Raw genomic sequence first — 23,112 nt, 5'->3', positions numbered from 1 at the left:
ATCTTTGCCCCGTTTGGTCCTTTCAATGCCAATCTTTCGGGGAAGGGGGAGGAGGCGTTGTCTTTTTTAAAGCTTTTTGGATTATGTTTAGCTTTCGCGGCCGGTCAGCCTTCGGATTTTTCCGCGAACGGCAGCCGGACCTGCACCCTCGTGCCCTCGCCCGGCTTGCTGCGGATCGTCACGCCGTAGTCCTTGCCGTAGAGCAGCAGGATGCGGGCATGGACGTTGCGGATGCCGATGCCGCTGAACAGCTGGCGGTTGCTCTGCGAGTCGGGCAGGCTGTCCTGGCCGTCCTGCAGGTCCATGCCGTCGCCGTTGTCGACGATCTCGCACAGCAGCGATTCGCCTTCGCGGGCGACGATGACGTAGATGTAGCCGCTCTCCCTTTCCTTGAACGCATGGAAAAACGCGTTCTCCATGAACGGCTGCAGGATCAGCTTCGGCACCTCGGCCTGGAGGCAGTCCGGCGAGATGAAGTAGTCGACCGCGATGCCGCTGCCGTAGCGGATTCCGTTGATGAAGGCGTAATCCTTCAGGTTCTGCACCTCCTGCTCCACCGGGATCGTCTCCTCCACGTTGCCGATGGAGTTCTGCAGCAGCGAGATGAGCGCATGGATCGTCTCGGTCGCCTTCTGCTTGTCCTCGCGCTGGACGAGGAAGTTGACGGAGGCGAGCGTGTTGTACAGGAAATGCGGATTGATCTGCCGCTGCAGGGCGGCCAGCTCGGCATTGCGCTGCTCGCGCTGGGTCTGCACGAGCTGCATGATGTAGGCGTTCAGCTCGTCGAGCATGTAGTTGAACGCCGTCCCGAGCTGGCGCGTCTCGTAGCTGCCGCTGACGGGCATGTAGTTGTGGAAGTTGCGCTTGGTCACGCTCGACATCTGCCGCACGAGCAGCCGCAGCGAGCGGGTGAGCCGGCGCGAGATGAGCAGCAGGATGAGCAGCGCCGCCGACACGATGGCCGCTCCGATGAGCACGATCTGCGTCACCGGCAGCATGTCGCGGACGAGCTTTTTGTCGACGAGGTTGACGATGTAGAAATCGTATTCGGGCAGATGCTGCGACACCATCAGCTGGCTGCCCTCTCCGCTCCCGATCGAGATCGAGTCCAGCCCCTCCGCGCGGATCCTCTCCGCTCCGGCGAGCAGGGCCGCGTCGCGGCTGCCGATGCGGCCGGTCAGGTTGCTCGACACGATCATGCCGTCGCGGTCGAGCACGAGCACGTCGTTGCCGGTGCTGGTGAACGTGCTGTAGAAGCGGCTGAAGTCGCGCTCCGGCAGCATGAAAAGCATCGTCCCGTACGGCAGTCCGGTCGTCCGCGAGATGAGCTTGCGGGAGGCGGTCAGGATCGGCTCGCCCGCCGTCCCGTCCTGCTCCAGCAGCAGCCGGTACGTCAACCGGCTGGCGTTTTGCGGCTGCTCGGCCGCCAGCTCCTGGCGCTTCAGCGCGGCGGCCGACTTCGTCCAGTAGGAGCGGTCGCTGAAGTAGCTCCGCTCGCCGTCGCCGAGGATGATCGTGCCGACCTCGTTCTGGTCGAGGCCGGCGGCGATCCGCGTCATCTGCGCTACCATGGCGTAGTAGGCCTTGTTCTCGCTCAGCGAATTCCCTTCCTCCTCCGTCAGGAAGCTGCGGATCGTGCTGTTTTGCATCGCCTCGTTCGAAGCGGTCAGGATCGAATAATGGAACGACTCGAAATTGCGCTTGATCTGGCTGACGACCTTGGCGTTGGTCAGGCTGAACGTGTCGAGGAACAGCTGCTGCGACACATGCACCGTCACCCAGGAGGTCATGCCTCCGACGGCGATCGTGCTGATGACCATGATGATGAACATCTTGCCGAAAAGGCCGAGCCGCGACAGGCGGCCGCCCGCTTCCTTCATCGGAGGTCCTTCCCTTCCTGCGCCGATCGGCGGTACTGGCTCGGAGACTGGTCCATGTATTTTCGGAACACCTTGGTGAAGTAGCTGTTATCGGCGTAGCCGACGCGGGTGGCGATGTCCGCGATCGCGTCGTCGGTGTCCGCCAGCAGCCGGCATGCCTGCTCGATGCGCACGCGGTTGACGTACTCGCTGAAGCCCTCCTTGTTGCGGCTGGCGAAGTAGTTGGACAGATACGACGGGTTGAAATGGAAATGCTGGGCGACGTCCGCCAGATGGAGCGGCTCGGCATAATGCTCGTGGATGTAGGCGAGCAGCTTCTGCATCGCCTGGCTGCCTCCGGGACGCTGGCGCGCGGCGACGCAGCCCTCGGCCTCGTCCAGGAAGCGCAGCAGCGTCCGCTCCGCTTCCTGCACGGATCGGGCTTCATGGATCTCGCGGAAATACTCGTACTTGCGCTCGTCGAGAGACGCGGCCGGATACTGATGGCGGAGCAGCGCCACGATCACATGGAACAGATGATGGCCGAGGAACGACTTGAGCTCCTGGACGCGCATGCCCTCGCAGCCTTCCATCGACGAGGCGAACTGCCGCAGCCGGGCGAACGCCGCCTCGAACTGCTGGCCGCCGAGCTCCGCCTCGAAGGCGGCGGCGTCGAAGGCCGAGCCGCCGCTCGCGGCGGCAGCTTGCGCCGGCGGCGCGAAGAAGCGCCGCTCCGGCCGGAAGAAGCGGCGCTCCATCAGCGCCGGCAGCTGCTCGATCGCCGCGTGCAGCCCGCCGAGCGAGCCGAACGCCGGGCCGAGCGCGCCGAGGACGGGCCAGCTTCCTTCGGCCGCCGACGCTTCGAGCCGCTCCAGCCAAGCCTCCAGCAGGGGCAGGTCCGCCGCGTCGAAATTGATCAGCGCCCGCACGAGGTCCCGCCCCTCCGCCAGCTCCGCCGCAGGCGCGAACCGGCCCGCTGCGGGCAGCTCGGCGAGATGGGCTTCGAGCCGCTCCTTCCACGCGGCCGTGCCGGCGGCGGGACTGTCGCCATCGAGCCTGGCGCCGAACACCGCATAGGAGCGATGGGGCAGCTGCTCCTGCAGCAGCCTCGCTCCGTCCATGCTGTCGCCGAGCGGAAAGCCGGCGGCCGCCTTGTCGAGCAAGGCGCGCAGCGACTGCTGCTTGGCTCCGCCGAGCCGGATGCCGCTCAGCTCGGGGATGCCGGCGGCCATTTTTTTCAGCGTCGCGAGCAGCTTGCCGGCATCGAGCTTCGGCTTGAGGATATAATCCTCGACGCCGCTCTGGAACGTGGAGCGCACGTAGTCGAACTCGCTGAAGCTGCTGAGCACGATCATGCGGATTTCCGGATGGCGGATGCGCACTTCCCGCGCGAGCTCCTCTCCGTCCATGACGGGCATGACGATATCGGTGATCAGGATATGCGGGGAGAGCCGTTCGATCAGCTCCAGCGCCTCCTTGCCGTTGGCGGCCTCGCCGACGATGCGGAAGCCCTCGCTCTCCCAGTCGAGCAGATGCTTGATGCCCTGGCGGGCCAGCAGCTCGTCATCCACGATCAATACGTTGCAGGTCAGTTCGCTCAAGCCGACGCCCCCTTTCTACGATGCTTGCGTTTTTTTATTCGTCTATTCTAACGGACAAGCATGCTGACGTAAAACGAGGCTGGGCCGAGGCCTTCGAAGGAAGCGGACGATGCCGAGGCGGGCTTGCAAAAACGCCCCTGCTCTGGCCGCCGGAACGCAAAGAGGGCGCAGCCGATGCGGCTGCGCCCTCTGGTTACCCTGATTTTCGGTTCCGGCCGGCGGCAATCCGCCTCACACCCGGCTGAGCCGGATCCAGACGGCCATCTCGCCCGGCTCCCGGTTGCCCCACAGGAAGTACGGGACCGCCCTCAGCTCGGCCGCCACCGGCTCCGGCGACTGGCCGAGCGGACGATACGGCTGGTCCGGATCCCATCCCGCCAGGTCCGCGCGGCGGCCGGCCGCCTCGAGGGAGACCGCGCCGCCCGGCAGCGCGGCGTCGAAGGTCGGGATCAGCTCGGTGTCGGGATCGATCGAGAGGGACGCGATCGGAGCGCCGTTGTCGACCTCCTCCAGGCAATAGACGAGCGGCCCGCGCTCGATCGCCGCCTTGCCCGCGTCGGCGCGGATCTCCGGATTGGCGGCGATCAGCCGCGCCTCCAGCCTCGGCTCCCATTCCACCACATCTCCGGCCGCCCAGACGCGGGTCAAGACCGCATAGCCGTCGACGGTCCGATACGCCGATTCGGCGCCGTTGATTTTCAGCAGCGCCTGCCCGCCGCACCAGGACGGGACGCGCAGCGCCAGCGAGACCGCCGTCTCCGGCGCTTCGGTCCACTCGAACCTCGTGCCGCCCTGCCAGGGCAGGAGCGACGTCTGGACGAACGCGGCCGTGCCGCTTTTCAGCTCGAACCGCGCCTCGCTGCCGATGAACAGATGCGCGTAGACAACGTCGTCCTCGGCGGACGCCGTGTACACATAATCATGCAGCGAGCAGAGCAGGCGGGCGACATTGGGCGGGCAGCAGGAGCAGCCGAACCATTTTTGGCGGACGGCCTTCACATGCCTGCGGTCGGGGCTGCCCTCGGACGCCTTGGGCCATACCTCCAGCGGATTGACGTAGAAATAATGCTTGCCGTCCTGGGACATGCTGCCGATCACGTTGTTGTACAGCGCGCGCTCCAGCACGTCGGCGTACTCGCTCTTCGGCTCCAGCTGCAGCATGCGGCGGGCAAAGAAGATGAGCCCGATCGACGCGCATGTCTCGGCGTAGACGGTGTCGTTCGGCAGATCGTAGTCGAACGAAAAGGCTTCGCCATGATGCGTCGAGCCGATGCCGCCGGTGATGTACATCTGCTTGCCGGTCATGTTGGCCCACAGGCGGCGGCAGGATTCGAGCAGCTCGGCGTCTCCGGTCAGCCCGGCCAGATCGGCCATCGCCGTGTACATGTACACCGCGCGCACGGCATGGCCGACCGCGACGTCCTGCTCGCGGACCGGCTTGTGCGCCTGGTTGTAGGCCATCTGGCGCACGCTCGGAATCGGCTGCTGCCTGCCCGTCCAGTGGCTGACGCCATCCCTGCGCCCGCATTCCTCCACGAGGAAGTTCGGCTCCGCTCCGCGCTCGTCGATGAAGAACTTGGCGAGGTCGAGGTAGCGCCGCTCGCCCGTCGCGCCGTACAGCTTGACGAGCGCCAGCTCGATCTCCTGATGCCCGTCGTAGCCGCGCAGCTGGCCCTCCTCCCGGCCGAACACCGAGTCGATATGGTCGGCGAAGCGGGAGACGACGTCGAGCAGCCGGCGCTTGCCGGTGCTCTCGTAATAAGCGACGGCCGCTTCGATCATATGGCCGGCGCAATAGAGCTCATGCGCCTCGTACAGGTTCGTCCATCGCTTGCCCGACTCCTTGATCGTGAAATACGTGTTCAGGTAGCCGTCCTCCTGCTGGGCCGCCGCGACCAGCTCGATCGCCTCGTCCGCGATCCGCTCCAGCTCGGGGTCCGGATGCGTGCCGAGCGCGTAGCCTACCGCCTCCAGCCATTTGGCGAGGTCGCTGTCCTGGAACACCATGCCGCCGAACTCCCCTTGCTCCTGGCCGGCCGCGATGCGGAAATTCCGGATCGCATAGCTCGGCTCGGCATCGGCGATGCGGTCGTTAAGCGCTTCCCATTGATACGGAATGACGGTGTCCCGGACTAGCGCCGCATAGGCATCCCAAAATCCGTCCTTGATGCGCACGCGCTCTTTCGTTCCGGCGGCCGCTGCTTGCTTCATGCCATATCCCTCCAGGCGATTGATAGGATTCATTGCTTTTCCACCCTATTCTAGCCTTGGACAACAATTGGAACTAGGTGCAACCGAACACAAAAATGACAATATCCGACCCCGAACATACGGTCGCCTGTGGAGCGGAACGGCCGGAGCGGCGGGCCCGGCCAGAAGGCGGCGGGCGCTCACAGCTTGTAGAATTCCCTTGCGTTGCCTCCGAACAGCCGCGCCCTCTCCTCCGCTCCCCAATGCGCCGGGAGAGAGCTTTCCAGAACGTCCACGACCTGATCGTAGCTCGCCGCGAGCAGGCATACCGGCCAATCCGATCCGAACAGGACCCGTTCGGGACCGAATACGCTCAGCACATGCTCGACATAGCCGCGGAAATGCTCCGGGGTCCACGCCTGATGATCGGCCTCCGTCACCATGCCGGACAGCTTGCAATAAATCGCGGGATGCTCCGCCGCACGCGCAAGCTGCGCGGCCCATGGCTCGAACGCCTGCTCCGCGATGCGCGGCTTGCCGATATGGTCGACAACCCCCCGAAGGCCGGGGACGGCGTCGAGGAGCGCATTGAGGGCGTCCAGCTGAGTCGATTTTACGAGCAGGTCGACGGGCACGTCCTCCCGCGCGAGCTCCCGCAGCGCTTGCACGAACGAAGGCTCGAGCACGCGCGCCGCGTCCGGCATCTCCTGGATCATGATCCGGAAGCCGACGAATTTCGGATGGCTGCGATAAGCCTCGTACCGTGCCCGATGCGAGGGATCGAACAGGTCCAGCCACCCGACGACGCCCAGGATGGACTCCGAGCGGTCGGCGAGGGAGAGCAGGTACTCCGTTTCCTCCGCCGTCGGAGCCGCCTGCACGACGATCGTCCCGTCCAATCCGTGCCGCTGCAGGCAGGGCTCCAGATCCTCCGGCAAATAATCCCGGTACAGCACCGGCAAGTCAGGCGTGATCCAGCCGTAATCCGTGCGGGACATCGTCCAATAATGCTGATGAGCATCGATGCGCATAAGAGTCCACTCCTTCTTCAACTTGTCTCTTCTGATTGTAACCGGATTCAATGAAAGCGGAATAACAGCGGCCCGCAAGTTTATTCCCGATTTTGATATGCGGCGGCGGCCGCAACTTGGGCGGCTCGCGCTCGTCATCTGTCCCTATCGCTTGCGCCGCGAGGCTCATAGGATAGAGGTGACAGCTTATCCAAAGAGGTGATGCCCGCTATGCTGCCGTTGGTCACGGTCGTCATACCGTTTTACAACTGCCCGTACATTCCGCAAGCGATCCAGAGCGTGCTCGACCAGTCCTATCCCTCGATCGAGCTCATCGTCGTCGACGACGGCTCGACCACGAACCAGCATCTGCTCGATCCGTACCGCCATCGCATCGTCTACTTGAGCAAGGCGAACGGCGGGACAGCCAGCGCGCTCAACTACGGGATGCAATGCGCGAGCGGACGATACGTCGCCTGGCTCAGCTCCGACGACCTGTTCACCCGCGACAAAGTGCTGAACCAGGTGTCCTACATGCTGGAGAAGAACGCCCAGTTCAGCTTCACGGACTTCCACACGATCAACGAGACCGGACAGATCACGCAGATGTGGAGCATGGTGAAATTCCCGACGGAAAAAGCGTTCATCGCCTCCATGCTCGACTTCTGTCCGGTCAACGGCTGCACGGTCATGATGCTGCGGGACCTCATCCAGAATGTCGGATGGTTCAATCCCGGCCTGCCTTACGCGCATGACTACGACCTGTGGGCGCGGATCGCGCTGAACGACGTCGGCATGCATTACTTGAACGAGCCGCTCACGCTGTACCGCCGCCATGCCGGCATGGGCACCGTCCAGCATTTGTCGCGCATCATGCCTGAGTTCGAGTCGCTCAAAGCCTACTACGCGCCGATGCTCCGCACGAAGCTCGCCCGCATGCCGGGCTGACCTGCGGCATTCGGGAGATTGCCGCAGGACGCAGATTCAAGCTGAAAAGGGACCCGCCAGCTGCGGGTCCCTTTTCGGCTTGCGCCCGCGAGCCGGGCTTCGCCGGGACGGACAACCCGGCCGCTCAGCGGATCGTGCGCTTGAGCGCGTGCAGGTCGTCCTCGACCTGCAGCATCCGCTGCCCCAGCAGCTTCAGCGCGTCCTCGACCCCTTTGTTGTACAGATGCGGAGCCAGCGCGGCGATCATATGGTCGAGCAGCGCTTCCGCGCCGATGGTTCCGAGCGGGAGGTCGAGCTCCCGGTCCGCGAAGTCTCGCAGCTGCTCCGCCAGCTCCTTTTTCTGCTCCAGCGGCAGCTTGATCGGCATCATGTCGGTTCCTCCTTTTTCCTTCGACAGGCTCCATTATAAAGCTTTGCCGCGCCAAGCAAAACGGGACCAAGCGGACGACGCTCCGCTTGGTCCCGAATGCTCGCTCTGACGCCGAAAGGCGGCCACCGCCGAGAGCTAGATCAGCTCCGCCAGCCGCAGCAGGCGGACCAGCACCGCAGCCGCCTCCGCGCGGGTGACGGCGCGGGCCGGCTCGAAGCGGCCGCCGAGGCCGGCCATCAGGCCGAGGCGGGACGCCTCGGCGACCGGCTCCGCCGCCCAGCGCGCGATCGCGTCCGCGTCGGCATAAGCCGGCGCGGCGGCGCTCGCCGCCGTCGAGCCTGGCGCCCCCGGCGCTCCGGCGGACGCTCCGGCCGCATCGGCCGAGGAGCGCAGCAGCTCTGCCGCCCGCGTCGCGAGCGCGGCGAGCTCCTGGCGGCGGACCGGCGCGTTCGGACGGAAGCGTCCGTCCGCGTCGCCCTGCGCGAGGCCTGCGGCCAGCGCCGCGCGCACCGCCGCGGCATGCCAGGCGCCGGCCGCTGCGTCGCGCGGCGCGTTCGCGCTGTCGCCGGGCGGCAGCTGCAGCGCGCGGACGAGCAGCGCGGTCAGCTCCGCGCGCGTGATGGCGCGCGCCGGCTCATAGCGGCCGCCGGCGCCTTGCGCCAGGCCGAGCCCGGCCAGGCGGCCGATGTCGGCCGCCGCCCAGTGGCCGGCCGTGTCGGCGAACGCCGGCGCCGTGCGCACGGCGGCGACAAACGCGCCTCCGCCTGCCGGAGCCGCCGACGCCTTGCCGTCTGCGAAGCTCGCCGGCAGCGCGGCTGCCGAGCCGTCCGGCGCGGCCAGCCTCAGCAGGGCGGTCGCGCCGGCTGCGGCGCCGAGGCTCAGCCGCGGCCGCTCGGCCGGGCGGAACGCCAGCGGCTGCGAGCCGCCCGCCCAGACGGCGGCGAGGCTCAGCTCCGCCGCCGTGCCGGCCGGACGGAACCCGGCCGCGAGCGCCGCGCGGCGCAGCGCTGCCGCCGCGGCTTCATCCGCGTCGCCGAGCCGCAGCTCCAGCTCCAGCTCCGGCGTCGCGCCCGTCGCTGCCGTCGTCCGCAGCGCGCGCAGCAGCGCCGCCGGCTGCAGGCGCAGCTCGGCGCCTCCGTCCTGCACGAGCAGCTCCGGCTGCGGCTTGGCCGCGGCCGCGCGGGCGAGCGCGTCCAGGCTCAGCCGCAGGCTGCCGTCCGCTCCGAGCGGCAGTCGCGCCTGCGCCTTGCCTTCCGCGATGGCGGCCAGCAGCGCCATTTCCGCCGCATTCGCCGCTGCCGGCGTCGGCGTCGCGCTCGGGGTCGGCGTCGCGGACGGCCCGGCTCCCGTGCCCGGCGTCGCGCTCGGCGCAGGAGTCGGCGTCGCTGCCGCATCCGCCTCCTGCACCGTCAGCGTATACTTCCGCTCATCGTTGCCGAGACGGACCGTCACCGTCGCCTGGCCGGCGGCCAGCGCGGTCAGGCGGCCGTCCGCATACGATGCGGCCGCGGCCGGCCAGAAGGCGACGGACGCCTCGGCCGTCCGATCCGCTCCGGCCGCATCCCGCACGGCCACTGCCGCCGATGCGCCGGCCTTCAGGACGAACCGCGCTCCCTGTCCGTCCGCCAGCTTGACCGAGAACGGCTTCGGCCGCGAGGCCAAGCCTTCGTTCCATTCCTCCAGCGACAGCCGGCCTGCCGGACCGGCCGCGGCATCGCTCATCCGCTCGCCGCGCACGATCAGGTTGTCGATCACCAGGCTGCCGGTCGGATAGCCCTGCTCGTTGTCCGTCTTCGTCTTGGCCGCCTCCAGCCCGTTCGTGCCCAAGCCGTCGAGCACGTTGTCCTGCAGCAGCACGGAGCCCAGCTCATGCGAGCCATGGACCGTGATGCCCGCATACGCGCTGTCCCGCGCCACGTTGTCCCGCACGACGACGCTGCCCGCGCCGCCGGCGAGGTCGGACTCGCCGGCGAACAGCCAGATCGCCCCGAGCGGAATGCCGTAGCCGCTGTCGAAGCTGCCGGCGCGCACGAGCGTGTTGCGCTCGACGACCGTCTCGCCGCCGAACGGCTCCGCGGCGAAGCGCGTCGATACGGCGATGCCCGCTCCGTTCACGACCGTATCCTGAAGCAGATTGTCCTGGATGCGGTTGCCGTGGCCGCCGAACACGGCGATGTTGTCCGCCAGCCACGGCAGCGACACCGTGTTGAAGCGCGCCGTATTGTTCACGCTCGGCGTGCGCTCCGCTCCGTTCTGATCGGCCAGCTTCGGATCGGTGAACGACCACATCGCGATGCCGTCGTCGCCCGGATAGCGGATCTCGCTCTGCTCCATCAAGCTGTCCGAGGTGCCGACCGCGAAGTTGATGCCGTCCGCCAGCAGGTTGCGCAGCCGCAGCCCGGCCATGTAGAGCCCCTTCGTGCGGGCCTTCTCGCCGATCGGCTGCGTCAGCCAGAGCCCCGCCTTGGCATGCTCGACCCAGACGTTCTGGATGACCGAGCCGGGACCGAACGCGCCGTGGAACGCATTGTCGAACGCCTCGTCGTCGCGCTCCGCCACGCCCCCGTCGATGAACAGGTCGTAGACGCCGACCTTGCCGCCGTGGCCGTAGAAGCGCGCCCCGTTCAGCTCCGTATGCCAGACGCCCGCGCCGCGGATGACCGCGTCCCCGAGATCCAGCAGCTTGTCCGTAAAGTCAAAGCTTCCCGCCGGGAACCAGACGCCGGCCGCCGCGCCGCCTGCGGCCGCCTCCAGCGCGGCCGTCAAGGCGGCAGTGTCGTCCTGCCCGTCGCCGGCAACCGCGCCGTAGTCCGTCACGGATACGAAGCCGTCCGGCTTGGCGTAAGCCGCGTCCGCCCGCTCCAGATCGACCCGGTCGAGCGCGTACGTCGCCGCGTCGTCCCCGGCGTCCTTTCGCAGCGTGATCAGCGCGCCGGCCGGCACGTCGCCGATGACGGCGCGCACCTCGTCGTAGAAGCGGTGGCCGCTGCCCTGGGCAGGATCGTTCGACCACGGATAGCTGCCGTACACCCACGAATTGCGGTTCGTCAGCGTCAGCCTCTGGCGGAACTGCCTGTCCACATAAAGCGAAAGCGTATGCTGGCGCTCCGAGCCGTCGAGCGTATCGGGGATGGAATAGCGCAGCACGAGCGCGTCCGCCGCCTCGGCGCTCGCGAACTCGACCTGGTCGCCCTGCTCGCGGAGCAGGACGGCCTCCCGGCCGGAAGCCTCCGAGGCGAGCGTGCGATGCAGGCGCGACGGGCCGATCCGCTCGCCCTTCGCCTCCATATGCTCCGCTTCATAGGAAACGTAGGCCGGCGTCGCGCCGCGATCGTCCGGAGCGATGCCGCCCTCTACCGTCAGCGAGCGGAGCGTTCCCGCATCCGCCACGGAAATGACGTTGACGCCGCGGCGCAGCTCGGCCGTCCAGCCAGAGGCGGAGGCGATGCCGGCGGCCGGCAGGCCGTTGACCGCCAGCTTCAGCCCGGCCGCCTCCGGCGCCGCGCCGTCCCATGCGAGGCGGATCGCATAGGCCCCTGCCTCGGGAGCCGTGACGGCGAACTGCCGCATGCCTCCGGCTAAGAACGCCTTGTCCGCCGGGTAGACGACATCCGCCCGCACCGGCTCCAGCCTCCAGCGGGCAGCGGCTGCTCCCGCCTCATCCGAAAGGACAGGCGAGGCGCCATCCGCAGCCGCCAAATAACCGGCCGCCTGGACCGCCCGCAGCGTGCGGTAGCCGAGCCGCTCCTCCACGCTCCACTGCGCCTCGGCGGCGATCCCGCCTGCCGCCGTGCGCAGGCCGCCGGCCGGCAGCAGCTCCGGCACGCCCGCCGCCGTCATCGCCAGGTAAGCGCCCGTCGCCTCGTTGCGCAGCAGCTGGCGGCCGTTCGTGTCCACGAGCCGCCAGCGCGCCGCGGCATCCTCCTCGCCCGCTGCCGTCAGCTCGGGCCGGCCGCCGCGATCGGCGAGCCGCCTGTCCGGCGCTCCGGCCGGGGCGATCGTGACCGCTTGCGCCGAAGCCAGCAGCGGCGTCGACGTCTCCGCGCTGCGCGGCTCCGCGGCCGCCGGCGGCTCCATCTCCGCCGGCGCCGGCTCGAGCTGCCAGCGCGCCGTCGACGCCGAATCGAGCGCCAGTCCATGCTCCGCATACCCGGCCCCGCTGCCGACATGCACGAATTCGTCGCTGAACTCGCCGTACAGGCTGCGCAGCAGCCAAGCGCCGCCGTCGGCCGTCTGCTCGGCCGCCCAGGCGGCCGCTTCCGGAGCCGCCTCCCCTGCGGCGAGGCTTTCCAGGAACGGATAGTCGGCGTTCAAGCGGAGCAGATGGCCGCTCGCCCGGTTGCGGATGCTCCAGCCGCCGCTCTCCCGACGCTCGAGCGTCCAATGCGACGAGCCGTCCCGCTCGCTCGGACTGCCGTACAGCACGATGCCGGACGGATTCTCGTACAGCCAGCCTTGGCCGGACGCCGAGCGGATGCGCACCGGCTCCTGCGGCGGCTGCTTCGGCCCGCTGGCCGCCGGCTCGGCGATGAAGCGCGCCGCGTCCCGCTCGCCGGCGCCGGCCGCCTTGCTCAGCCGGATCGCCGGCGAGCCGTCCGCCGCCTGTCCGGCGAGCAGATAATGCCCGGCCCAGCGGCTCTGGATCGTGGAGTAGACGGTATCCGCGACGGTGCCGACCGCCCATTTGACGCTGGCCCAGTCGGAGCCGACGGAAGCGAGCGTCTGCGGCGATTCCGCCGGCTCGTCGTCGGCCTCATGGCCCGCGATGTTCTCCAGCGCCGCATAACGGCCGCTGCCCTGATTTTTGAGCCGCACGACGCCTGCGGCGCCGGCGTCCTCCAGATACCAGATCGAGGCCGGGTCCGCAGCGTCCGCCGGCCCGTACGTCGCCGTGCCGACGGCAGCATCCGCTCCGGCCTGGACATCGAGCAGATACTGATCGTCCGTGCCGGCGATGCGGAACCGGAACAGCCGCTGCTTGTCCGGCACGACCGGCACGAAGCGCCAGCGCGGGCTCGACCAGCCGGGGTTGATGACGCCGTACTCGGCGTATTTCGTCAAGTTCTGGATGGACATGTACTTCAGCGGCCGCTCGCCGGGATGCTTGTCCCGCACGCTGCTCACGAGCATGTCGCCTTCGCCGGCATTGCGGATCGTCCAGACGTAGCCGCCGGAGCGCTCCTCGCCCGGCGTCAGCGCCGCCAGCCCGATCCGGCCGCCGTATTCGGCGCCGAGACGGACATGATGGCCGGTCGCCCGGTTCTCGATCAGCTTGCGCCCCTCGAACTTGTGGACGACCCACTGATCCCGGCCGTCCGTGCGCGCGTTGCCGTACTTGAGCAGGCCGTCCTCCGATTCGTACAGGTAAAAGCGGTTGTCCGGCCCCCAGGCGTTCTGGATGCGGAGGTAGACCGGTCCGTCGCCCGCCGGCAGCGTATTCGGATCGGCCAGCTGCCACTGCGAGCCGAGCGAGGCGGCGTCGCCGCTGATCGCCGCCATGCCGTCCGCCCCGCCGGCCACATAGGCCGCCTCGCCCGAGGCGCTGCCGATCGTCACGTAGTCGTCGTACTCGTCGGACTCCGTGAACGCCCATGTCGAGCCGTCTCCAGGAGCCGCCTGCGCCGCGAGCGACACGCCGGACGCGCCGCCGCGAACGATGTAGCGCCCGCTGGCCGCGCTCCGCAGCCGCTTCGCGCCGTCGTAGTCCTCGACGAGCCACAGCGAGGCGGCTTCGTTGCCGAGCGCCTCCGATACGGCTCCATGCTTCAGCTCGCCGCCCTGCTCATAGAGGAAGTCCGTCGGCCGCTGCGCGTCCGTGTAGGCCGCGAGACGCACCGGCTCGATCTCGCTGAGCGGGACCGCCCGCCAATGCGCAGTCGGATTGCCCTTGCCGCCCGGCCAGCCGTTCGAGCGCACGTCCGTATCGTCCGGAAACTGCGCGTTCAGCAGGCTGCCGGACGCCTGGACGTTCTCCAGCGTGAACCAGCCGTCGTCCGCGGCCTCCTGCTTCCAGAGCGTCAGGCCGGGCGACGCGCCGTCCCGCTCGCCCGTCCGCACGGCCGCCCAGTCCGGATCGCGCTGCACGATATAGCGCCCGGAGCCGACGTTGCGGATCGCGACCGCGCCGCTGGCCGCATCCGGCTCCAGCATCCACTGGGAGGCCCGGTCCGTCGCCGGCCGCGCCGCGAAGCCGACGGTCGGCTCCCCGTCCTTCGCCGCATATTCCACCATGACCTGTCCCGGATGGCTGCGGGACTCCAGCTGCACCGGCTGCGGCGCGTCCAGCGGCACGAACGTCCACTTCGGGCTGTCGAAGCCGAGGTTCACGTCCGAGCCGAGCTCCGCCCAGCCGAGCTGCCGCTCCTCGTGGATCGCGCGCTTGCCCGCCGGGTCCGCCGCGCTGACGAGGTTGTAGTAGTCTCGCGTCGCGGTCGGCACGATGCGCCAGCGCTCCTCCGCTCCCGGCGCGCCGGTCTCCTTCGCCTGCAGCGCGGCGCCGAGCTCGCCCGCTCCCGCCGCCGTGACGACGTGGCCGGTGCGGACGTTGCGCAGCAGAGCGCCGCCTTCCTGCCATTCGACCGTCCAGTGCGAGGACTCGTCGGACGGATTCGTCTTGCCGTAGCGCACCTTGCCGTCCGAGCCCTCGTACAGATAGTTGCTTTTCCACAGGTTCTTGATGCGCACCTTGCCCTGCGGCAGCTCCGGCTGCGCGCTGTCCGCCGCCATCGCGGCTCCCGCCAGCGCCGGCAGGCTGCCGATCCAGAGCAGCAGCGCCAGCAGCGACATCGCGACCGGCTTCCACCTCGTTCGATTCATCGATTGACCCCCTTGATTGTCCACAGATTCTCTTTCAGTGTAGGGTGCAACCGCTTCCATGTTCGAGGTGCGCTTTTATCGCAAGCAGGTGTTTTTCTACGAATCTTCCTTGCTCCTCCAGCCGCCGTGCTATAATGCGGGAAAAAGGAGGGACGTCATGATCGCCGAAACGGCCTTTCTTCATTACGACGCTTTTGCCGACGAGCCCGGCAAAGGCAATCCCGGAGGCGTCGTGCTCCAAGCCGAAGCCTTGACCGACGAGCAGATGCTCGATCTGGCCGCGCGCGTCGGCTTCAACGAGACCTGCTTCGTGCTGCCCTCGGAGCGCGCCGACTTCCGCATCCGCTACTTCACGCCCGGACATGAGATGGATCTATGCGGCCACGGCACGATGGCCTGTCTCGCCGCGCTGGCAGCCGCCGGCCGTCTGGACGGCCTGGACACGCTCACCGTCGAGACGCTGGCCGGCGTGCTCCCGATCCGCGTCGAGCGCGATGCCGGCAGCGGCAGGCCGAGCTTCGTCATGCGCCAAGCCGCGCCGCAGTTCCGGCCGTTCGGCGGCTCGCGCGCGGAGCTTGCGGACGCCATCGGGCTGGCGGAGCAGGACCTGCATCCCGATCTGCCGATCGTCTACGGCAGCACGGGCATCTGGACGCTGTGCGTGCCTGTGCGCGGACTGGCCGCCTGCGCCCGCATGCGGCCGGACAACCGCCGGTTCCCGGAGCTGCTGGCCGAGCTCCCGCGCGCCTCGCTCCATCCGTTCTGCCTGGAGACCGTCCATGCGGACGCCCGCCTCCACGCCCGCCACTTCTCCTCCCCGTACTCCGGCACGGTCGAGGATCCCGTCACCGGCACCGCCTCCGGCGTGCTCGGCGCTTACTGGGACCGCTGCATCGCCGCGGCGCCGCCGGAAGGGCTGCGCTTGACCGTCGAGCAAGGCCGAGAAGTCGGCCGCGACGGCAAGGTCCATGTCAGAGTCGTCCCGCGCGGCGGCGAGCGGGAGGTCGAGATCCGCGGCTCCGCCGTATTCGTGCGGGAGTGGAGCTTGCCGGCGCTTTAGCCCGAGGACGCTCCGTCTCGCGCCCCATCCGACTCATTTCTCGATAAAAAGGAGACTGAACCTATGACCCGATCCGATTCCGCAATCTTCGCCCAGCTCGACGCCGTGCGATCGCTCACCGTCCGGCAGCTCGAGGATCTGACGCCGCTGCAGGGCGACCTCATCCCGTCCGGCTTCCGCAACTCCATCCGCTGGAACGCCGGCCATCTCGTCGCCGTGCTGGAGCGCTTCGCCTTCAAGGCGCCGGCGCTGCCGTCTCCGCTGCCGGCTTCGTTCCGCACGCAGTTCGACTTCGGCAGCTCGCCGGCATCCTGGATGGACCAGGATGAGCCCGTGCCGGCGCTCGAGGAGCTGCTGGAGCTGCTGCGCGAGCAGCCCGGACGGGTGCAAGGCGCGCTCGCCGGCCGCCTCGACGAACCGGTCGAGCCGTATACGACGTCGACCGGCATCCTGCTGACGACGCCGCGCGAATTCCTCTCGCTCGCCCTTTACCACGAAGGGCTGCACATGAGCGTCATCAAGCTGTACCGCCGGCTGCTCGGGCTGTGAGCATCGGTCCGCGAGGAGCAGTCTAAGACAGGCTGACGGCGGCGAAACCCGATACAATCAGCAAGGAAGGAGGCGCGAAGCCGTGGATTGGCTGACCCGAATGAACGACACGCTCGACCGGATCGAACGGCTGCTGGACGGACGCCTCGACGTGGAGGCGCTGGCGCGGGACGCCTACTCGTCGCCGTTTCACTTTCAGCGCATGTTCCATGCTCTGACCGGCTATCCGCTGGGCGAGTACGTGCGGCGCCGGCGGCTCACGAGAGCGGCGCAGGAGCTGGCCGCGAGCGGGATCAAGGTCGTCGATGTCGCGCTCAAGTACGGCTACGAGTCGCCGGAGGCGTTCGCCAAGGCGTTCCGCAAGACGCATGGCGTCACGCCGACGATGGCCCGCCAGCCCGGCTGCCGCCTGGTCGCCTTTCCGAAGCTGCGCTTCCATCTATCGCTGAAGGGAGAAATGGAAATGAACTATCGGATCGAGAAAAGAGACCGCTTCACGATTGCCGGAGCATCGATCGTCGTCAGCTGCGAGAACGGCGAGAACTTCCGGCGCATCCCGCAGTTCTGGCAAGAGAGCGGGCCGAACGGCACGATCGATCGTGTGCTGAAGCTCCAGCCGGGCCAGCCGCTGATCGGCGCCTGCACGGACTTCCGCATGATCGACGGCACGGCTAGCGACAAGGACGAGACGGAGCGGTTCCGCTACATGATCGCCGTGGAAGCTCCTGCCGGGACGGTGCCGGCGCCGTTCGAGCATGCCGGCGCCGAGTTCGTCGAGCGCGAGGTGCCCGCCTCCACGTGGGCCGTCTTCACCGCGGCCGGGCCGCTGCCGGAGTCGGTGCAGAGCGTCACGAAGCGCATCTTCTCGGAGTGGTTCCCGTCCACCGGCTACGAGCACGCGGGCGGCCCGGAGCTGGAGCTGTACCTGGAGGACGGCGGTCCCGATACGGACGCCGTGACCGAGATCTGGGTGCCGGTGAAGCTGACGTCGTCGTAATCGTTCCAAGCAAAAAGGCCAGCACACGGCATCCGTGCGCTGGCCTTTTTGCATGGGAGCGTGCGCCGACCGCGCCGGCCGCGCGGGCTACGCGCGGTTTTCACGCGCGTAGGCTTCGCTGGCGCGACGGCCGCGCGGGCTACGCACGGTTTTTACGCGCGTAGGCTTCGCCTGCGCGCCGGCCGCGCGGGCTACGCGCGGTTTTCACGCGCGTAGGCTTCGCTGGCGCGACGGTCGCGCGGGCTACGCGCGGTTTTCACGCGCGTAGGCTTCGCTGGCGCGCCGGCCGCGCGGGCTACGCGCGGTTTTTCTGCGCGTGGGCGTCATCTCCTCGCACCACCTGCACGCCGCACGACGGTACTCTCGACCCCGTCGTCGTCTCCTCGCACCACCTGCACGCCGCACGACGGTACTCTCGACCCCGTCATCGCCTCCTCGCACCGCCTGCACGCCGCACGACGGTACTCTCGACCCCGTCATCGCCTCCTCGCACCGCCTGCACGCCGCACGGTACGAGTGCAAGAAAAAAGGACGGAGCCAAGATCTTTTCATAGACCTTGGCTCTGTCCCTATGACTCCTTATCTTCCAGCTACTCCCGCTGCGCCCCGTCGACGCCGCTTCGAGCCGGCGCTGACGCCGGACGGGAAGGCCTCGTCGCCAGGAATACGCCGGCGAGGATGATCGCGAGCCCGGCGAGCAAGTTCCAGCGCAGCTCCTCGCCCAGCAGCAGGAAGCCCCACAGAATCGCTGTCGCCGGCACCAGGTAGGTAACCATCGTGGCGAGCTCCGGGCTTCCCTTTTGAATCAGGAAATAGAACAGGATGTAGGCGATCCCGGAGCCGAATACGCCGAGGCCGACGAGCGCCCCGAGGAACGGTCCCGACCCGAGCGCTTCCACCGGCAGCGGATCGCGGACGAGCGCGATCGCGCCGCAGGAGACGGTCGCCACGAGCAGCGTGCCGAAGGTCGACTGGTACATCGTCAGTCCGCTCAGCCGCTTGGACAGCTGCGAGCCGATGCCGTAGCAGAGCGTCGCGCCCATCATGCACAGGAAGCCGAAGCCGTCGACCGAAATGATCGTCGCCGGATTGACGCCGAGCAGCACGAGGATGCCGGCGAGCGAGACGAGGATGCCTCCCCACTGCTTCGGCCCCGGCTTGCCGGCGAAAAAAAGCGCCCCGACGACGAGCGTCCAAAGCGGCGTCGTCGCGTTGAGCACCGAGGCGACGCTGCTCGTCAGCCTCGTCTCGCTGAGCGGGATGAGCGCCCACGGCACCGTCGTGTTGAACGTCGCCATGACGGCCATCGGCAGCCAAGGCAGCGAGCGCAGCGAGAACGGCTGCCGCAGCGCAAGCATGACGGCGGTGATGGCGACGAGCCCTGCGCCGGCGCGGAGGAAGGCGATCATCCACGGCCCGGCCTCCTCCAGCAGAATCTTGATGAAGAAAAACGAGCCTCCCCAAATGAGGCTGAGCGTTACGAGCGCGGCCGCGAGCGGCTTGGTCATGGCAATTCCCTTCCTTTCTGTTTCAATCGCAGCAAAAGGCAAAAGGACGAAGCGGCAGGCGCTTCGTCCTTTTGCCTTTTGCCTTGTCGGCGGAGTCCTTTCTCCGTCAGGAGAAGAACGTCCAGCTGCCGAACCACTTGAGGAAATGCTCCGCATAGCTGCGGCTGATCGTGAGGCCGGTCAGCACCGGATAGAACATCGCCAGCAGCGCGGCCGCAATGCCCACATACAGTCCCGTCGCCAGGTTCGCCGATCTTCGGTCCATCTTCTCCGGCAGGCGGATCAGCACGTACACGATGCACAGGATGAGGAACGGCACCGTCGCGTAGTAGTGGTAGATGAACGTCAGGCGCGGAATGCCGACCCACGGCAGGTACTGCGAGAGCAGCCCGATCGTAATGACGAGCAGCGCGCGGCTGCGTCTTTTCCAGGCGGCCGCGAAGGCAGCTAGCGCGCACGGAATGCCGGCCCACCAGATGAGCGGGTTGCCGAGGCTCATGATGCTGGCGATCTGGCCCTCGGCCAGGCCGGAGCCGCCGTAGTACCAGACCGGCCGGCGGATGATCGGCCACTCCCACCAGGTCGAGGCGAACGGATGCGTCGCCACGAGCTTGGAATGGTAGTCGTACATGAACTTCTGGAACTCGATGACGTTGCGCAGGCCGTGGCCCGGCCCCGGCACGAGCATGAACGGGATGTACGTCAGCGCGTAGACGACGGCGGGCACGGCGACGAAGAACAGCAAGCCCGCGCCGATCAGCTTCGCCGGCACGCGGCTTTCCGCGGCCGCCGCCTCCGCTCCGCGCGGAATTCCTGCGCCGCCGCGAGCCGCGTCCGCTCCGCGCGAAGCCCCGGACACGCCTGGCGCTCCCTCGCGCGAAGCCTTCCACCGCCGGTACATCGAGCCGAAGAACAGGACGGCCAGGCCTGCGCCGGAGTAGACGCCGACCCATTTGACCGACGCTCCGAGCCCGAAGAAGACGCCGGACAGCGCGAACGCCTGCAGCGCCGGCCACAGCCTCGCTCCGACGACGTTGCGCTGCAGGAACCGGTTCATGAAGTGGTAGCTGAGGAGGATGAACAGGACGGCGTACGTATCGACCGTGCCGATCCGCGACTGCACGAGCGGCATGAAGTCGAGCAGGATGAGCGAGGCGGCCAGCAGGCCGGCCTTGCGCGAGTTGAACAAGCCCCGCGCCAGCGCGTACATCGCCGGGATGAGCAGCAGCCCCGCCAGTCCTCCCATCACCCGCCAGCCGAACGGATTCATGCCGAAGATCGAGACGCCCGCCATGATGATGACCTTGCCGAGCGGCGGATGCGTCGTCTCGTACGGCTCGATCCGATGCAGATGCTCGAACGCCGTGCGCGCGTGGTAGATCTCGTCGAAGTACATGCTGTTCTTGTACGAAGGCTTCGCCGGCACGAGCGACTGCTCGTCGAACAGCGGCGAGCCGCCCGTATCCAGCAGCGGCATCGTGCGGCCGTCGGCGTCGATCACTCCCGCTTCGTACAGGACGACGCCCGGCGTGCCGGTGATGCGCACCGCCTGGATCGTCTGTCCGCCGATGCCGATCGACTTCCACTGGAAGACGGTGCCGCCGTCGAGCTTCTGCTCGGCCGGAGCGCCGAACGTCGTGCCGTCCGCGGACAATGCGACCTGCACCGTGCCGCTGCCGATGCCGGCGTACAGCATGACATGGTCGGCCGGCTGCGGACCTCCCTCGAGCTGCACCGTCACCTCCTGGCTGGCCTGCGTCGGCGCCCACGGCGTGGACGGCGCCTTGGCGTCGCCGAGCTGCCAGAACATGAGGACGGCGTAGACGGCGACCAGGCCCGCGATCGGCAGCCATTCCTTGCGCCGGGATATGCGGGTCGTGTCCTCGTACGGCTCGGGACCGGACGGCTCGTTCGCGGAAGCCGCGGAGCCGGCTGCCCGCTGTGGCGCAGGCGCGTCCGGCAGCTTCCACGCGCCGCCGGCGGCCAGCGCCAGCGATCCGTACGAGCGGCCGCGGACGAGCTGGACGACCAGATGGACGAGCGCCGCGCCGGCGAGCAGCTGGAGCAGCGATACCGTCACCATGAGGCCGTCGCCGTTGGCCCGGTAGAAGCTCTGCTCGATCGCGTCCCGCAGCACCGGCGCCGTATTCGCCAGCACCGTGAGCGTCAGCGCGCCGTACAGCGCGAGCAGCCGCTTGCTGCCGGAGACGATGAACGCCGCCAGCGCGAACGCGAGCGCGGGATACAGGTAGCGCTCATGCATGCCGGTCTTCAGCAGGAAGACGAGCAGGGCTCCGGCGAAGGCCGCCAGATAAAGCCCTTCGCGGCCTTTTTTCCAGCAGATCAGCCCCATCGCCACGAGCGCGGCGAGCGCCCCGACGTTGCCCCATGCCGAGAGCTCCAGGCCGAGCCAGGTGCGGGTCGTCTCGATGCCGTTGTAGCCGAGCAGCCCGTACAGGTTGAAGGCGTTGAGCGTGGCGTACGGGTAGGACGCGAACATGTTGCCGTAATGCTCGATGATCCAGCCCGGCTCCCTGCCGATCGCGAACGGCAGGAGCAGCAGCAGCGCGCTGCCGATGCCGGCTCCGGCGGCCTTGAGCCAATCGGCCGGCCGGCGGCTCGAGAGCAGCGCGAACAGCAGCAGCGGCAGGAACAGCACCGCTTGCGGCTTGACGAGCACGGCGACGGCGAGCCAGGCCGCGCCGGCGGCGTAGCGGCTCGACGTCAGCGCCCGCACGGCCAGCAGCACGAGCAGCGCCATGACGGAATCGACCTGCGCCCACAGCGCGGAGTCGAGCCAGACGGCCGGGCTGAACACGTACAGCGCCGCCAGAAACGCGCTCAGCCTCGTGCCGAAGCGGCGGCGGGCCAGATCGTACAGCAGCCAGCCGGCGGCGAGATCCGCGAGCAGCGCCGGCAGCTTGACGAGCAGGATCTCGGGTCCGGCTCCGAAGCCGAGTCCCAGCGCGCTCTTGAGCATCCCCAGCACCCACAGGACGTAGATGTAGCCCGGCGGATAATCCGCGAACACGCCGTCCTCGAAAAATCCGTTCAAGCCCGTCTCGTACGCCCGCTGCGCCCATAGGCTGAAGTCGGTGTAGTCGACGGGATGGCCCTGCATCGTCGGCGCGAGCAGCAGCCGCAGCAGCAGGCCGGCTCCCAGCACGAGCCAGATCGCGCGGCCGGAGCGGCCCGGCTCCGGCTGCCGCCGCAGCTCCGCGGCCAAGCCGGCGGAGACGCGGCGGCCGAAGATCGCGCTCCAGCCGATGTACAGCGCCGCCGCGAAGGCGATGCCGCCGAAGATCGCCAGCGGCATGAGGAAGCCCGGCGCGCCGGCTCCGGCGGAGGAGTCGCCGCCCGAGCCCGGCGCTACGGTCGACGGATCGAACGAAACGGCGTTCGCCGCCGCTTCTCCCTCGACCTCGACGAGCGACACGGCGGCGAAATCGGCCGTGCCGGTCGTCTCGCTGCCGTAGCCGCCGAGACGAAGGGCGACGTCGAGCTCCTGCTGCTCGGGACCGGTCCGTCCGTACAGCTCGACCTGCTGCCAGACGCCCGCGGTATCGAATGCCGGCGCGGACGTGTCCAGCACGCCGAGCACGGACAGGTTCGCGCCGGCCGAGCCGGACGGCACGCCGGATGCGCGGATCATGCCGCTGAGCTTGTACAGCGTGTCCGGCTTGACCGCGACCTTTTGCAGCCAGCGGGCGTCGTTCGGCTGCTGGCTCGCGACCCGGACGTAATGCGCGGGATCGGAGCCGCTGCCCTGCTCCAGCGTCCATGCCGTCACCGATTCGTCGAGCTTGTAGCCGTCTTTGGTCCAGCCTTGCGGCAGCCCGTCCTGGGACGCCTCGAAGCTGCCGTTGACGATCAGCTCCGTCGCGGCATAGGCCGGAGGCCGGCCGGCCAGCGCCATGATGGCGACCAGCAGGATCGCCAAGGCCGGGCGTATGTATGTAAGCTTCACTTCGTCCTACCATCCTCTCCTGGCTGCATGACTTCTACCAGATTAGCATACCGGACCCGCTTGCGACACCCTCAAAAGACGCAGCTTCCGAGCGGATTCGATCTCTTTCACCTTTGCAGGAGAGGAAGGCCGGGCGCAAGGGGAAATTTATCGGCGCGCAGGAGGAAAAACGGCTGCCGGCTGCCGCTCCGCTGCCGAAAGGCCGCTCCGGAATAGGAAAAAGGACGGGCCTCGCTC

The 23,112-nt window shown here is 68.2% G+C and carries 12 protein-coding genes; 4 read left to right on the top strand and 8 right to left on the bottom strand.

The features are described from left to right. Positions 1–104: 104 nt before the first annotated feature. The 4 genes from NYE40_RS08545 to NYE40_RS08530 form a co-directional block, all read right to left on the bottom strand. Complete coding sequence (locus NYE40_RS08545) at positions 105–1,880, bottom strand: histidine kinase (RefSeq protein WP_101808878.1); 1,776 nt, start codon at positions 1,878–1,880, stop codon at positions 105–107. Further along, positions 1,877–3,460, bottom strand: coding sequence for a response regulator transcription factor (locus tag NYE40_RS08540; RefSeq protein WP_101808877.1), 1,584 nt, complete (start codon positions 3,458–3,460; stop codon positions 1,877–1,879). The genes NYE40_RS08545 and NYE40_RS08540 overlap by 4 nt, the downstream gene beginning before the upstream one ends. Positions 3,461–3,691: 231 nt before the next feature. After that, a complete protein-coding gene (locus NYE40_RS08535) occupies positions 3,692–5,671 on the bottom strand; it encodes a beta-L-arabinofuranosidase domain-containing protein (protein WP_339279788.1) in 1,980 nt (659 codons plus the stop codon). 179 nt (positions 5,672–5,850) lie between these two features. Then, positions 5,851–6,681: an amidohydrolase family protein gene (locus NYE40_RS08530; protein ID WP_101808875.1), complete on the bottom strand. Its 831-nt coding sequence runs from the start codon at positions 6,679–6,681 to the stop codon at positions 5,851–5,853. Positions 6,682–6,891: 210 nt separating this feature from the next. Between NYE40_RS08530 and NYE40_RS08525 the strand changes: the two genes are divergently transcribed. Further along, positions 6,892–7,608, top strand: coding sequence for a glycosyltransferase (locus tag NYE40_RS08525; protein ID WP_101808874.1), 717 nt, complete (start codon positions 6,892–6,894; stop codon positions 7,606–7,608). Positions 7,609–7,732: 124 nt separating this feature from the next. On the opposite strand, the gene NYE40_RS08520 is transcribed toward NYE40_RS08525, so the two are convergent. Further along, positions 7,733–7,978, bottom strand: coding sequence for a DUF2164 domain-containing protein (locus NYE40_RS08520; protein ID WP_101808873.1), 246 nt, complete (start codon positions 7,976–7,978; stop codon positions 7,733–7,735). Between the two features lie 135 nt (positions 7,979–8,113). Continuing rightward, positions 8,114–14,794: an RICIN domain-containing protein gene (locus tag NYE40_RS08515; protein ID WP_339279787.1), complete on the bottom strand. Its 6,681-nt coding sequence runs from the start codon at positions 14,792–14,794 to the stop codon at positions 8,114–8,116. A 157-nt stretch (positions 14,795–14,951) separates the two neighbouring features. Between NYE40_RS08515 and NYE40_RS08510 the strand changes: the two genes are divergently transcribed. The 3 genes from NYE40_RS08510 to NYE40_RS08500 all read left to right on the top strand — a co-directional run bounded on the left by NYE40_RS08510 (position 14,952) and on the right by NYE40_RS08500 (position 17,400). Then, positions 14,952–15,854 carry a PhzF family phenazine biosynthesis isomerase gene (locus NYE40_RS08510; protein ID WP_028597765.1) on the top strand — a complete coding sequence of 301 codons (903 nt, stop codon included), beginning with the start codon at positions 14,952–14,954 and terminating at the stop codon, positions 15,852–15,854. A gap of 63 nt (positions 15,855–15,917) precedes the next feature. Then, positions 15,918–16,403, top strand: coding sequence for a DinB family protein (locus NYE40_RS08505; RefSeq protein ID WP_028597764.1), 486 nt, complete (start codon positions 15,918–15,920; stop codon positions 16,401–16,403). Positions 16,404–16,485: 82 nt separating this feature from the next. Continuing rightward, positions 16,486–17,400 (top strand): AraC family transcriptional regulator, encoded by a 915-nt coding sequence (locus NYE40_RS08500; protein WP_028597763.1) that lies wholly within the window; start codon positions 16,486–16,488, stop codon positions 17,398–17,400. A 590-nt stretch (positions 17,401–17,990) separates the two neighbouring features. On the opposite strand, the gene NYE40_RS08495 is transcribed toward NYE40_RS08500, so the two are convergent. Beyond that, positions 17,991–18,908 (bottom strand): EamA family transporter, encoded by a 918-nt coding sequence (locus tag NYE40_RS08495; RefSeq protein ID WP_153783229.1) that lies wholly within the window; start codon positions 18,906–18,908, stop codon positions 17,991–17,993. 106 nt (positions 18,909–19,014) lie between these two features. Continuing rightward, positions 19,015–22,875 (bottom strand): glycosyltransferase family 39 protein, encoded by a 3,861-nt coding sequence (locus NYE40_RS08490; protein WP_339279786.1) that lies wholly within the window; start codon positions 22,873–22,875, stop codon positions 19,015–19,017. Between the last annotated feature and the right edge of the window lie 237 nt (positions 22,876–23,112).

Origin of the sequence: Paenibacillus sp. FSL W8-1187 (assembly GCF_037965485.1) — a bacterium.
Classification (GTDB): domain Bacteria; phylum Bacillota; class Bacilli; order Paenibacillales; family Paenibacillaceae; genus Paenibacillus_O; species Paenibacillus_O pasadenensis.
Note: the sequence above shows the minus strand (reverse complement) of the source record. Positions and strands in the feature narration are given on the sequence as shown.